Origin of the sequence: Rothia sp. HMSC062H08 (genome assembly GCF_001810775.1) — a bacterium.
Lineage (GTDB): Bacteria > Actinomycetota > Actinomycetes > Actinomycetales > Micrococcaceae > Rothia.
On record NZ_KV802651.1, the window covers coordinates 253,002 to 266,125 of the forward strand.

The following is a 13,124-nucleotide window of genomic DNA, read 5'->3' on the forward strand; positions in this document are numbered from 1 at the left end:
AGCCTGTGAGAGCTGGCTCCTTGAGGGAGTACCTCTACTAGGCCGCGTATCTTTGATCAGGCACAGTATCTTTATCCGGCACCGTATCTAGTGTACGGTCTTGCGGTTCCCAGTGCCCTGTCGAGTGCAGAATCCGGAACGGTACCGTAATGAATCGTCATGAACGGTAACCTGTCCTCGGGGCTGGGCAGTCAGGGTTGAGTAGTCAAGGCTGGTTAGTTAGGGCTGGCGAGGTTGGAGCGGGCGCACGTGCCAGCCGACGCGTCGTGAATCCCTACCCGAACCGATGCGGGTAAAGACCAGCGTTGCCGGACGGTACGAGGACTCCTGAGTACCCGAAGAAGAATTAGCGTTCTTTTTCTGTTTCTTCTTGGAAGGCTTAGAACCCGCAGAACCCAGTAGTCGCGCCCGCAACTGCTCCGGAACAATATCCACGCCACGCTTCTTAATAGTCAGCGCCGTAAAGCCCTGCTCACGCACCCAATGCTTCAGCTGCTTCTCCTGCAGGGGAATCTCCTCCAGCACCTCGTAGCAGGCAACCAGCGGATGCGCCACCGGCTCGGCAGAACACAGGTACGCCAGGTGCTCATCCAGCAGGTGCGCGCCAATACTCTGCGCAAACTCAGCGACCAGGTGCGAGCGCACAATCGCCGGGGCAGGCTCCAACAGGTATTCACCGGGCTGAGGTAGGGACACCGGAACGTCAACGCTCTGCTGTGCCTCTTCCGCCGTCAAGGGGCTGCGGAAGTTCACCGCCTCGTAGGGAGGCAGTAGGGCGCAGGTTTCGGCGGTGCCTCCGGTGGATCCTTCGGTGGAGCCTTCGTTGGGGGTAGCCTCTTCCGCAGGCATCTCGCGCGCAGGGGTTTCATGCACAGAGGTCGCCGTGCGAGCCACCCCCTCCTGAGCCAGCGCGTTAAACCAGAGCACCAACTCGGCGAGGGAACCCTCCGACTGGATCCACTCCGCCTCAACGCGCGGGTTGGGGTTCGCCTCCGACGCAATATCTTCGGGTGAGGGGATGCCCTCATGCGGAAAACCGGGGCCCAACTTCACGCCCATCGGCACGCCCGTACGAGCCAGATTCAGCACGAACGAGAACGGGGGAGAGAACGCCTCCGGATCAAAAAGACGCTCCGTCTGAGCCTTCTTCGCGCCCCGCAACTCGCGGCGTGCCGGGTCCATCCACACAATGCCCACCGGCTCACCGGCTGCGTCCAAAAGCTCACCGTGCGCATAATCGGTCACATCCCCCGAATACACGCGCGCCTGCGGGCAAAACTCTAGGTTCTTCGCCGCAAAAGAAGCCGTCAGCGGGTCCAGCTCCACCGCAACCACGGCACCGCGATCTGCCGCATACACGGCAGAATCCGAGGCGATACCGCACCCCAAATCAGCCACCGTGCCGGTAACCGGGCGCAGACGCTGAGCACGATAGTGCGCAATCACCGGGCGGGTTGCCTGCTCCGCCGCCTCCTGAGTGATCATGAGCGTGCGGGCGCGCTCGCCGAACTTGGCGCGCGCACGGGTACGAGCCTGCGCCAGCGAAATAATCTGTGCAGACTCCTCGGGGCTAAAACCTCGCGAACGCAAAGAAGTAACGGCGCTGAGCGTATCTGAACCCAGCGGGTAGAGCTCGTCGGCTGCCGCGAGTGCTTCGGCGCTGAACGGAAGCTCGGCGGCGGGTGTAAAAGGGGATGCGGGAATAGGCATGCTCCTCATTTTACGGGGTGCCGGTTTTGAGAGGTGGGGAGCCCGATTTGCCCAGCTTTTTGCTCAGCGTTCGCCTTGCGGTGAAACACCCCGGCAGAGGGGTGCTTTTCTTGACCGAAAGCACAGGTGAAACTAGAGTTGAGGTAGCACTCGAGACAGTCATCGGGCGCGCCACTGCGCCGCTGTCTCGCATCAAACGTAAATCCACAACCCGGAGGAACCGATTATGGCTATCAAGCCCCTGGAAGACCGCGTCGTTATCAAGATCGAGCAGGCTGAGCAGACCACCGCATCCGGTCTGGTCATCCCCGAAACTGCGAAGGAAAAGCCGCAGGAAGCACGCGTTGTCGCCGTTGGCCCGGGCCGCGTGGATGAGAAGGGCAACCGCATTCCCGTAGACATCAAGGAAGGCGACGTTGTCGTGTTCTCCCGCTACGGTGGCACCGAGGTTAAGTACCAGGGCGAAGAGTACCTGATTCTCTCCGCACGCGACGTTCTGGCAATCGTCGACTAATACTTTCAGATGCTCATGCGCCGTACCGCTCATCCGGTACGGCGCATGAGCTATCATCTGCCCCTTAAAAATTTCCTTTCTGTGACGCACTAGGAGTAGCGAACACATGGCTAAGCAGCTTGAATTCAACGATGCCGCCCGCAAGTCCCTGCAGGCTGGCGTCGATAAGCTGGCAAACGCGGTCAAGGTAACCCTCGGCCCGCGCGGGCGCAACGTTGTGCTCGACAAGCAGTGGGGTGCACCCGTCATCACCAACGACGGCGTGTCCATTGCTCGCGAAATTGAACTGGACGACCCGTACGAAAATCTGGGCGCCCAGCTGGCGAAGGAAGTCGCCACCAAGACCAACGACGTAGCCGGTGACGGCACCACCACCGCAACCGTGCTCGCACAGGCACTGGTCAACGAGGGCCTGCGCAATGTTACCAGCGGCGCGGCACCCGCCGACGTCAAGCGCGGCATTGAGGCTGCTGTGGAGGCTGTTTCCGCACGCCTGCTCGAGAACGCACGCCCCGTGCAGGGCCCCGAGGTGGCGCACGTTGCCGCTATCTCCGCCCAGTCCGAGCAGATCGGTGAGCTGCTGGCTCGCGCCTTCGAGAAGGTCGGCCAGGACGGCGTCATCACCATCGAAGACGGCTCCTCCACCGAAATCGAACTGGACATCACCGAAGGTATGCAGTTCGACAAAGGCTACCTCTCGCCCTCCTTCGTCACCGACGCTGAGCGCGGCGAAGCAGTGCTGGAGAACAGCCTCGTGCTGCTCTACCAGGGCAAGATTTCCACCATCGCAGAAATCATGCCCGTGCTCGAGAAGATCGTTCAGGCGAAGAAGCCGCTGACCATCATCGCAGAAGACGTTGACGGTGAGGCGCTCTCCGCACTGGTCGTGAACAAGCTGCGCGGCACCATCAATGTGGTCGCTCTGAAGGCTCCCGGTTTCGGTGACCGCCGCAAGGCAATCATGCAGGATTTGGCAATTCTGACCGGCGGCACCGTCGTGACCGGTGAGCTCGGCATTGACCTGCCGCAGGTCACCCTGGAGCACCTGGGCTCGGCACGCCGCGTGACCGTCACCAAGTCCCACACCACCATCGTGGACGGTGGCGGCGACCCCGAGGCAATCGAGGACCGCGTGCAGCAGCTGCGCCGCGAAATTGAGCGCGTGGATTCCGAATGGGACCGCGAGAAGCTCAAGGAGCGCCTGGCTAAGCTCGCCGGCGGCGTGGGCGTTATCAAGGTCGGTGCCGCAACCGAGGTTGAGGCGAAGGAACGCAAGCACCGCATCGAGGATGCTGTGTCCTCCACCCGTGCGGCCCTGGAAGAGGGCATTGTCTCCGGCGGCGGTTCCGCACTGGTTCACGCGCTGAAGGCACTGGACGGCATGGACCTGGGTAACCACGACGCAAACGTGGGTGTACAGATTGTTCGCCGCGCCCTGGTTCAGCCGCTGCGCTGGATTGCTGAGAATGCTGGTGAGGACGGCTACGTCATCGTCTCCAAGGTCTCCGAGCTGCCCGTGGGTCACGGCTTCAACGCCAAGACCGGCGAGTACGTGGACCTCATCGAAGCCGGCGTGATTGACCCGGTGAAGGTGACCCGTTCGGCTCTGCAGAACGCCTCCTCCATCGCGGCTCTGGTGCTGACCACCGAGACCCTGGTGGTTGAGAAGCCCGAAGAAACTGAAGAAGACTAAATAGTGTGTGTGCCCGGTGCCGCCCCTCCATCATGGAGGCGGTACCGGGCACTCGCTGTCGGTAGGCTCGGGTGCGCTCGCCTCTGAGCGTGCTAGAACCTGCCGGCAGCCTCCCTCTGAGGGGCGCTTGCTATGAGTGCTTCTCAGCAAAGAAACCTTTAGCGGTTTACTATAGAAGGTAAGCTGCTCCCGTTTGCGCTCAAACCACCTTGTGAGGTGCGAGCAGACGGGTCGTACCGCATCTTGACATACGCAACGTATAGGCTGAGCTTCTCACCGATGAAGCCAGCATCCGAAAGGTAGACAATGACCATTCCCACCGCTCTGTCCGAGGATCCCTTCGGCTTCACCGGCCTGACCTACGATGACGTGCTGCTGCTGCCCGGCAACACCGACGTCATTCCCTCCGATGCGGACACCTCCACCCGCCTGTCCAAGCGCATCACCCTGAACACCCCCATCATTTCCGCCGCAATGGACACCGTGACCGACTCCGCTATGGCAATCGCTATGGCACGTCTGGGCGGTATGGGCGTTATCCACCGCAACCTCTCCATCGAGGACCAGGCTGCACACGTGGACCGCGTCAAGCGCTCCGAGTCCGGCATGATCATTAACCCCGTCACCATCGGTGCTGACGCAACCATCGCCGAATACGACGAGGTCTGCGGCTACTACAGGGTCTCCGGTCTGCCCGTCGTCAGCGAAGAGGGCGTGCTGGAAGGTATTATCACCAACCGCGATATCCGCTACATCTCCCGCTCCGACTACGAGGGCATTCGCGTCCGCGACATCATGACCCCCATGCCGCTGGTCACCGCGCACCCCAGCGTCACCAAGGACGAAGCATTCGCGCTGCTGTCCCACAACAAGATTGAGCGTCTGCCCCTGGTCGACGACGCAGGCAAGCTCGCCGGTCTGATTACCCTCAAGGACTTCGTCAAGACTGAGCAGTACCCCAACGCCACCAAGGACGAGGACGGCCGCCTGCGTGCCGGCGCCGCTATCGGCTTCTTCGGCGACGGCTACGAGCGCGCAATGACCCTGGTCGAGGCAGGCGTTGACGCACTGTTCGTGGACACCGCAAACGGCCACTCCCAGGGCGTGCTCGACATGATCGCCCGCCTGAAGAAGGACCCCGCCGCAGCACACGTGGACGTCATCGGTGGCCAGGCCGCAACCCGCCTGGGCGCACAGGCAATCATCGATGCCGGCGCTGACGGCGTGAAGGTCGGCGTTGGCCCCGGCTCCATCTGCACCACCCGCATTATCGCCGGTGTTGGTGTTCCCCAGGTGACCGCTATCAACGAGTCCGCTAAGGCAGCAATCCCGGCAGGCGTGCCGCTGATCGCTGACGGCGGTATGCAGCACTCCGGCGAGATCGGCAAGGCACTGGTTGCAGGCGCTGACTCCGTGATGCTCGGCTCCCTGCTTGCCGGTACCACCGAGTCCCCCGGTGAGCTGATCTTCATGAACGGTAAGCAGTACAAGGCATACCGCGGCATGGGTTCGCTGGGCGCAATGCAGACCCGCGGCCGCCACAAGTCCTTCTCCAAGGACCGCTACTTCCAGGCTGACGTCTCCAGCGAAGAGAAGCTGATCCCCGAGGGTATTGAGGGTCAGGTTCCCTTCCGCGGCCCGCTCTCCGCAGTGATTCACCAGCTCGAAGGTGGCCTGCGCCAGACCATGTTCTACGTCGGTTCCCGCACCATCGAGGAGCTCAAGTACAAGGGTCAGTTCGTGCGCATCACCCCCGCAGGTCTGAAGGAATCGCACCCGCACGACATCATGATGACCGTTGAGGCACCGAACTACCGCGCCTAATACGCATCACCAACGATGATTCGCCGCATGGTGTGCACACCATGCGCCGTTGAGCCCGCCCTATACCCGTTCAGGTATCGGGCGGGCATCGGCGCGAATAACGCCCAGCGGCACCCCTCAAACCGAATTCGAAAGGATTCACCCCATGTCTGAAATTCAGATTGGCCTCTCCAAGAACGCCCGCCCCACCTACTCCCTGGACGATGTGGCGCTGGTGCCTACCCGCCGTACCCGCGACCGCCGCGACGTCGACACCTCCTGGCAGATTGACGCCTTCAAGTTCGACACCCCCATCATTGGTGCGCCCATGGACTCGGTCATGTCCCCGGCGACTGCCATTGCACTGGGTAAGCTGGGTGGCCTGGGCGTGCTGAACCTCGAGGGCCTGTGGACCCGCTACGAGGACCCGCAGCCGCTGCTTGACGAGATTGTCGAGCTGCCCGAGGCGGACCCTGCCTCCGCAACCACCCGCATGCAGCAGATTTACTCCGAGCCGATTAAGCCGGAACTGATCACTGCACGCCTGGAAGAGATTCGTGACTCCGGCGTGGTCGTTGCAGGCTCCCTGAGCCCGCAGAACACCCAGGAGCACTACGAGACCGTGGTGAAGGCGGGCGTTGAGCTGTTCGTCATCCGTGGCGCGTCCGTCTCTGCTGAGCATATTTCCACCTCGCACGAGCCGCTGAACCTGAAGAAGTTCATCTACGAGCTGGACGTTCCGGTCATCGTTGGTGGCGTTGCTGGCTACTCGCAGGCTAAGCACCTGATGCGTACCGGCGCAGCCGGCGTGCTGGTGGGCTTCGGCGGCGGTTCCGCACAGACCACCCGCCAGGGCCTGGGCATCTCCGCACCCATGGCAACCGCTATCGCCGACGTGGCTGCGGCACGTTCGGACTACCTGGATGAGTCCGGCGGCCGCTACGTGCACGTGATTGCTGACGGCTCCCTGGGCCGCTCCGGCGACATGGTGAAGGCTCTCGCACTGGGCGCTGACGCTGTCATGCTGGGTGCTCCGCTGGCTCGCGCATCCGAGGCTCCCGGCCAGGGCTGGTACTGGGGCAACGAGGCGCACTCGCTGGACTTCCCGCGCGGCGTGCGCACCCCGCTGGGTGTTGTCGGCTCCCTGGAGGAAGTCCTGTACGGTCCTTCGCACCACGTGAACGGCACCAGCAACATTGTCGGTGCGCTCAAGCGCGCAATGGCTAACTGCGGTTACCTGGATCTGAAGAAGTTCCAGAAGGCTGACCTGACCGTGGTCCCCGCGTACCGCGGCTAAGGTAGCTTCATGAATCACCGCTTGGCGGTTGGCAGGTTTGTGGTCTGCCGGTCGCCGGGCGGTGCTTTCTATACGCACGCTCTACTCCCGTTAGAGCATGTAGCGGCACCCCGGGATGGGGGAGCGGCTACGTACCGTCGGCGGCGTACAGCGATAGCGTAAAATAGATATATCCCCGCGCAAGTGCGCGGATTAGTACCAACACGTTGAGGTAATTTTCGTGACCAACTCTGTGAACCTGGACCAGCTCGAAGAGCGTCCCGTCCTGGTGGTAGATTACGGTGCACAGTACGCACAGCTCATTGCTCGTCGCGTGCGTGAGGCCGGCATCTACTCCGAAATCGTCCCCCACTCCATGAGCACTGAGAAGATGCTCGCCAAGAACCCGGCAGCCATCGTGCTCTCCGGTGGCCCCTCCTCGGTCTACGCCGATGGCGCCCCCAAGGGTGACAAGGCCCTGTTTGAAGCTGGCGTGCCGATCTTCGGTATCTGCTACGGCTTCCAGGTCATGGCCCAGACCCTCGGCGGCACCGTCGCCCAGACCGGTCTGCGCGAATACGGCGCAACCGACGCTGTGATCTGCGCTGAGAACTCCTCCTTCCTGACCGGCACCCCCACCACCCAGAACGTGTGGATGTCTCACGGTGACTCCGTGACCGAAGCCCCCGAAGGCTTCGAGGTGCTGGCAACGACCCCCGGCGCATCCGTGGCAGCATTCGTGGACGAGTCCCGTAAGCTCGGCGGCGTGCAGTGGCACCCCGAGGTGAAGCACTCCGACTACGGCCAGGTCGCCCTGGAGAACTTCCTCTACAATGTGGCAGGCCTGAAGCCCACCTGGTCCACCAACAACATTATTGAGGAGCAGGTCGCAAAGATCCGCGAGCAGGTCGGTAGCGACCGCGTCATCTGCGCGCTCTCCGGCGGCGTTGACTCCTCCGTGGCAGCTGCACTCGTGCACAAGGCTGTCGGAGACCAGCTCACCTGCTTCTTCATCGACCACGGTCTGCTCCGTGAAGGCGAGCGCGAACAGGTCGAGCAGGACTACGCAGCATCCATGGGCATTAAGGTCATCACCATTGACGAGTCGGAGCGTTTCCTCTCCGCACTCGAGGGCGTCACCGAGCCCGAGGCAAAGCGTAAGGCTATCGGCCGCGAGTTCATCCGCTCCTTCGAAGAGGCACAGCGCAAGCTGATTGCCGAGGCTGGCGAAGAGGGCGCAGACATCAAGTTCCTGGTTCAGGGCACCCTGTACCCGGACGTTGTCGAGTCCGGCGGCGGCGACGGCACCGCAAACATTAAGAGCCACCACAACGTGGGTGGCCTTCCCGACGACCTGACCTTCGAACTGGTTGAGCCGCTGCGCACCCTGTTCAAGGACGAGGTTCGCGCTATCGGTCGTGAGCTCGGCGTTCCCGAGAAGATCGTGGCACGTCAGCCGTTCCCCGGCCCCGGCCTGGGCATCCGCATTGTCGGCGAGGTTAATCGCGAGAACCTGGAGACCCTGCGTGCCGCTGACGCTATCGTGCGTGAAGAGCTGACCGCAGCAGGTCAGGATGAGCACATCTGGCAGTGCCCCGTGGTTCTGCTGGCTGGCGTTCGTTCCGTGGGCGTTCAGGGTGACGGCCGTACTTACGGCCACCCGATTGTTCTGCGCCCGGTCTCTTCGGAAGACGCAATGACCGCTGACTGGTCGCGCCTGCCGTACGACCTGCTGGCTAAGATCTCGAACCGTATTACCAACGAGGTCAAGGACGTTAACCGAGTGGTGCTGGACGTTACCTCCAAGCCCCCGGGAACCATTGAGTGGGAGTAATCCCGCTTTGGGCTACCTAGCTTTGTAGCTGGGAGCCCGTGAAGGAGCCGCCCGGTGCATCCGTTTGTGGATGCGCCGGGCGGCTTCTATGTGCGTATGTACGTTACAGGTGCCAGGGAAGAACGAAATATAATGTGCTTATATATGCTTCGTCTGACAAGTGCAAGAGTACTAAACTGACGTCATAAGGAGGAGCTAAAGATGTCAAAATCTGATAACGAGCATAATCAAAAGCAAGAGCATGAATCCTCCCCCTATGAGTTTTTCGTCAGTTTTCCCACCCCTGCAGATGACGCAAACTGTTCTAAAGAATTCCCAGTGGCGGAACGCTCTGCCGCGCAGCGTCCAACCCCAGACTTTTAGCTTATAAGTAAGCCGCCCGGTGCATCCTGTTGTGGATGCGCCGGGCGGCTTCTTGCGTAAGAACATGTAGAAAATTTCTGGGCGGATATTTTTTTGAATTTATAAAAAATCGTCTATTTATTTAAACCGCGAGTCTAAATAAAAACGCACTCCAAATAAATGCCCTAAAAAACTACACCAAGAAATAAAACGGTTTAGTGCGGGTGGTTCGGGTGACGAATCGAATCACGCCAATGAGCGCTCGACCCCAACCCAAAATGCAGAGCAAAAAACGTGCCAAAACAGCAGAACCCAAACGCGCACGCCATGTACACGCCGTAGGTTAGCATCATAAACTCAGAATCGTGACTCACACCCGAGGCGACATTCAACGCCAACGAGACGCCCAGAATCACAAGCCACGCAGCGCTCGCAGCCGCAATCAGCCACGAGATAGCACTCAGCACCGGGTGCGGGACCCTAAACGTACGTTCAGGACCGCTCATAGACGCTACGGGCGCAGCAGAAGCAACAACAGGCTCAGCCACTGCAGTCGAAGCGTTCACTGCTGAGGGGGCCGCAGAAGAGCGCCACGGAATATGCACACCGGCGTGCTGCCCCTGTGCCTCCGCGGGGTTCTTTGCAGAGCGGTGGGGGACGCCTCCAGATTCGGGAGGAGAAGAAAGATACGGTTGCTGCATTGCGGGCTCCTGAGCGTTAACCCTCGCATGAGAAGAAACAACAGCGCGTCTAATGATGCGAGAAAATGAGTGTCGGCGATAGATTGAAAGAATACGGTGAGGACATATTCTTTCTATATTTCAAGACTAGAAGCGAACCGCATAAAAAACGAGGGTTTAGCGGAATATGATGCAATATGACGCGAAAAATCCGAAAACCACAGAGAAAAAATAGTCAACCTCAACCTGAAGGTTCAGGGTAGGGTTATTAGACACACCCCATCGCGGCGAAAAACAGCAGAGCTACAGCGAAAGGAACGAGCATGGGAATTATCCTCCCACTCATCTACCTAGGCATAGGTCTGGGGCTCGCGCTATTGCTACCCGAACGCTGGAGCACCCGCCTCAAAGAAGACGCCTCAACCCTGCTGACCCGCTGGATCATTCCCGCCGTCATCATCTACACTGTCGCAACCAGCCGTCCCGAACTGTTCTTTGTCGCCGCCTCCACCATGGTGTTGATGCTCCTCGGCGTGCTCTGTGCCGGGCGCATCACCGGCGACCCCGTGCAGAAGCTCGCCTTCGTCTACCTGAACGCGGGACTCTTCGGCATCCCTGTGGTTGCCGGATTCTGGGGCGAGGAAGCCGTGCGCGTGTACATTGGCGCGTATATCGGCAACTCCATCATGGGCAATATCCTGGGCACCTCGCTGCTACGCGGTGGTTCCAAGACAGAGGCCGGGGTAGGGGAGGGCAACGCACCGGATGCACGAGCCGCTAGGAGCCGTGGCGGAACCCTCCGCACCGTACTGCGGGGTCTGCGTACCAGCCCGCCCGTTATCGCCGTGGTGGTGGGACTGCTCTGCCTGCCCGCCGGGCCCATCCTGAGCCAGCACGGGGCGGGTTTCTACCGGGTGCTCACCTGGGTTTTCAGCTTTATCGGAATGATCGTGCTGGGCATGTGGCTCGGCGCCGCCAAACTGCACCGCGCCGACCTGACCCGCGCCGCCGGATGGGCTCTCCTACGCGCCGGGCTCGTGAGCGTCTACAGCGTCGGCGTGCTGGCGCTTGCCCGCTGGGCACACGATACGGCGGGCGTGCACTTCGACCAGCTGCTCGCGCATCCGCAGGTGCTCTTCATCCTTGCGGTCCTGCCGCCAGCCGCGAACATCGTCATCTTAGAAACCCACTACCGGCACGAAGGAACCGCGGCCCCCGTCATTGCCGCCGGGGCGGTCGTCAGCGTGGGAATGATTGCGCTCGCCGTACCGATTCTGCAGCTCGTATTCGCCAGCTAAACAGAGCCAAGAAAGCACGCCGGGATCACCAAGAAGACAACAAAAAGACAGCAAAAGGAGGGCGGGGGCATAAGCCTCACCCTCCTTCTACTGTCTATTCACCTTATCGGCACGCGGTAGCACTCAACGAGCTACAGCGCTTAGCGTACGATGTGGTACACCTTCGCCTCGTAGGGGCGCAGGGTCGAACCCGCATCGTCCTTGTAGTTGGAGCTCACCAGCTCAACACGAGCGCCAGCCTCACGAGCCTCGTTCAGCAGGGCGAAGTCACGCTCCTGCTCCTCAGCGGTGAAGTTCGAAACAACCAGCAAAGACTCGTTCGCGGGGCTGCCATCCGCACCACCGGTACGGGTGTACGCGTACACAGCCTCGTCCTCGTTGTGCGGAACCTGAACCGAATCCACCGGAGCGAAGGATGCGTAAACCATCAGGTCCTTCAGCTTGCCGCGGCGCAGAGCCACCAGCTGCTGGTAGTGGTAGAAGATCGAATCCTCATCAGCCAGAACAGCCTCAGCGTTAATCGCCGGGTAGTTCGGGTTCACAGCAATCCACGGGGTCACGCCCTCGGGGCTGAAACCACCGTTAGCGGAAGCATCCCATTGAACCGGAGTACGAGCGTTGTCGCGACCCTTGATGTAGATAGCCTGCATCGCCTCTTCGTGGCTCAGACGCTTGTGGTCAACGTGCATGTCCTCGTAGAAGCGAATCGAGTCACCATCGCGGTAATCCTCAATCGAATCGAACTTCACGTTGGTCATGCCGATTTCTTCACCCTGGTAGATGTACGGGGTGCCCTGCATGAAGTGCAGGGTGGTCGCCAGCTGCTTAGCGGACAGGGTGCGGAACTCATCCGAATCGTTACCGAAACGGGAGACCACGCGCGGCTGGTCGTGGTTGTTCCAGTACAGCGAACCCCAGGCGTTACCCTCCAGAGTGGTCTGCCAGTCGTTCAGGATGCGCTTGAGCTCGGTCAGCTTGTACGGCGCGTAGGACCACTTGCCGCCCAGGGAGCCGTTCGGGTCGTTATCCACGCCCATGTGATCGAAGTGGAAGATCATGTTCAGCTCACCGGTGTGGTAGCCAGCCCACAGCTTAGCGTCCTCGGGGCTGGTTGCGCTGGTCTCGCCCACGGTCATCACGTCGTAGCGGCTGAAGGTCTCGCGGGTGAGCTCCTTCATCCACGGGTGCACCATGGTGCCGTTGGAGATGACGAACGGAATCGAGGAGGTGTGCTTCTCAAAGTCGGTGGAGGGATCATCCGGGAAGCCCTCGGGCTTGGAGATGATGTTGATAGCGTCCAGACGGAAGCCGTCAACGCCCTTGTCCAGCCACCAGCGAACCATGGAGTACAGGTCCTCGCGAACCTTCTCGTTCTCCCAATTCAGGTCGGGCTGCTCCTTGAAGAAGATGTGCAGGTAGAACTGGCCGGTCGCCTCATCCCACTCCCACGCCGGGCCACCGAACTCGGACGCCCAGTTGTTCGGAGGAATCGGGTTGCCGTCCTCGTCGAAGCCCTTGGGGTCGCGCCAAATGTAGTAGTCGCGGTAGGGGTTGTCCTTGGAGGAGCGAGATTCCTTGAACCAGGGGTGCTCATCGGAGGTGTGGTTGGCGACCAGGTCCATCAGGATCTTGATGCCGTGCTTGTGGGCGGTCTCAAGCATCTCGTCGAAGTCTTCCATGGTGCCGAAGTCACTCATGATGGCGAAGTAGTCAGAGATGTCGTAGCCGTTATCCACGTTCGGCGAATCGAACACGGGGGAGAGCCAGATGACGTTGATGCCCAGCTTAGCCAGGTAGGGCAGCTTCTCGGTGATACCCTTCAGATCGCCGATGCCGTCGCCGTTTGCGTCGTTGAAGGAGCGGGGGTACACCTGGTACACCACGGCTTCCTTCCACCACTGGCGGCCCTCGTAGGAGGGAACCTCGTATGCCTCGGAGTTGCTCATAATTGCCTTTCTGTACCGGCGGGTTACG

At 60.8% G+C, this 13,124-nt stretch carries 10 protein-coding genes; 7 read left to right on the plus strand and 3 right to left on the minus strand.

Annotated elements, in window-relative coordinates:
* Positions 1–219: 219 nt before the first annotated feature.
* Positions 220–1,710 (minus strand): class I SAM-dependent methyltransferase, encoded by a 1,491-nt coding sequence (locus HMPREF2765_RS01425; RefSeq protein ID WP_246824905.1) that lies wholly within the window; start codon positions 1,708–1,710, stop codon positions 220–222.
* 226 nt (positions 1,711–1,936) lie between these two features.
* Here HMPREF2765_RS01425 and groES point away from each other — a divergent pair, with 226 nt between their 5' ends.
* The 6 genes from groES to HMPREF2765_RS09235 all read left to right on the plus strand — a co-directional run bounded on the left by groES (position 1,937) and on the right by HMPREF2765_RS09235 (position 9,193).
* The gene (groES, locus tag HMPREF2765_RS01430; protein ID WP_005505066.1) at positions 1,937–2,224 is read left to right on the plus strand and encodes a co-chaperone GroES; all 288 of its coding nucleotides are present in this window, start codon (positions 1,937–1,939) and stop codon (positions 2,222–2,224) included.
* A gap of 106 nt (positions 2,225–2,330) precedes the next feature.
* Complete coding sequence (gene groL / locus HMPREF2765_RS01435; protein WP_049327584.1) at positions 2,331–3,917, plus strand: chaperonin GroEL; 1,587 nt, start codon at positions 2,331–2,333, stop codon at positions 3,915–3,917.
* A 306-nt stretch (positions 3,918–4,223) separates the two neighbouring features.
* Positions 4,224–5,741, plus strand: a complete 1,518-nt coding sequence (guaB, locus tag HMPREF2765_RS01440; RefSeq protein WP_070604088.1) for an IMP dehydrogenase — start codon at positions 4,224–4,226, stop codon at positions 5,739–5,741.
* Between the two features lie 145 nt (positions 5,742–5,886).
* Positions 5,887–7,017 (plus strand): GuaB3 family IMP dehydrogenase-related protein, encoded by a 1,131-nt coding sequence (locus HMPREF2765_RS01445; RefSeq protein ID WP_005505070.1) that lies wholly within the window; start codon positions 5,887–5,889, stop codon positions 7,015–7,017.
* A 220-nt stretch (positions 7,018–7,237) separates the two neighbouring features.
* On the plus strand, positions 7,238–8,830 hold the full coding sequence (guaA, locus tag HMPREF2765_RS01450; protein WP_012903093.1) for a glutamine-hydrolyzing GMP synthase: 1,593 nt from the start codon (positions 7,238–7,240) through the stop codon (positions 8,828–8,830).
* Between the two features lie 201 nt (positions 8,831–9,031).
* On the plus strand, positions 9,032–9,193 hold the full coding sequence (locus tag HMPREF2765_RS09235) for a hypothetical protein (RefSeq protein WP_168163554.1): 162 nt from the start codon (positions 9,032–9,034) through the stop codon (positions 9,191–9,193).
* Between the two features lie 194 nt (positions 9,194–9,387).
* On the opposite strand, the gene HMPREF2765_RS01455 is transcribed toward HMPREF2765_RS09235, so the two are convergent.
* Positions 9,388–9,873: a hypothetical protein gene (locus HMPREF2765_RS01455; RefSeq protein ID WP_049341814.1), complete on the minus strand. Its 486-nt coding sequence runs from the start codon at positions 9,871–9,873 to the stop codon at positions 9,388–9,390.
* A 302-nt stretch (positions 9,874–10,175) separates the two neighbouring features.
* Between HMPREF2765_RS01455 and HMPREF2765_RS01460 the strand changes: the two genes are divergently transcribed.
* Positions 10,176–11,150, plus strand: a complete 975-nt coding sequence (locus HMPREF2765_RS01460; protein WP_049356382.1) for an AEC family transporter — start codon at positions 10,176–10,178, stop codon at positions 11,148–11,150.
* A gap of 140 nt (positions 11,151–11,290) precedes the next feature.
* On the opposite strand, the gene HMPREF2765_RS01465 is transcribed toward HMPREF2765_RS01460, so the two are convergent.
* Positions 11,291–13,096 (minus strand): glycoside hydrolase family 13 protein, encoded by a 1,806-nt coding sequence (locus HMPREF2765_RS01465; RefSeq protein WP_070604089.1) that lies wholly within the window; start codon positions 13,094–13,096, stop codon positions 11,291–11,293.
* Positions 13,097–13,124 lie beyond the last annotated feature (28 nt).

Excerpts from the sequence above, each read along its gene's own strand:
- HMPREF2765_RS01425 (WP_246824905.1), bottom strand. The coding sequence starts at position 1,710 with ATGCCTATTCCCGCATCCCCTTTTACACCCGCCGCCGAGCTTCCGTTC.
- groES (WP_005505066.1), top strand. The coding sequence starts at position 1,937 with ATGGCTATCAAGCCCCTGGAAGACCGCGTCGTTATCAAGATCGAGCAG.
- groL (WP_049327584.1), top strand. The coding sequence starts at position 2,331 with ATGGCTAAGCAGCTTGAATTCAACGATGCCGCCCGCAAGTCCCTGCAG.
- guaB (WP_070604088.1), top strand. The coding sequence starts at position 4,224 with ATGACCATTCCCACCGCTCTGTCCGAGGATCCCTTCGGCTTCACCGGC.
- HMPREF2765_RS01445 (WP_005505070.1), top strand. The coding sequence starts at position 5,887 with ATGTCTGAAATTCAGATTGGCCTCTCCAAGAACGCCCGCCCCACCTAC.
- HMPREF2765_RS09235 (WP_168163554.1), top strand. The coding sequence starts at position 9,032 with ATGTCAAAATCTGATAACGAGCATAATCAAAAGCAAGAGCATGAATCC.
- HMPREF2765_RS01455 (WP_049341814.1), bottom strand. The coding sequence starts at position 9,873 with ATGCAGCAACCGTATCTTTCTTCTCCTCCCGAATCTGGAGGCGTCCCC.
- HMPREF2765_RS01460 (WP_049356382.1), top strand. The coding sequence starts at position 10,176 with ATGGGAATTATCCTCCCACTCATCTACCTAGGCATAGGTCTGGGGCTC.
- HMPREF2765_RS01465 (WP_070604089.1), bottom strand. The coding sequence starts at position 13,096 with ATGAGCAACTCCGAGGCATACGAGGTTCCCTCCTACGAGGGCCGCCAG.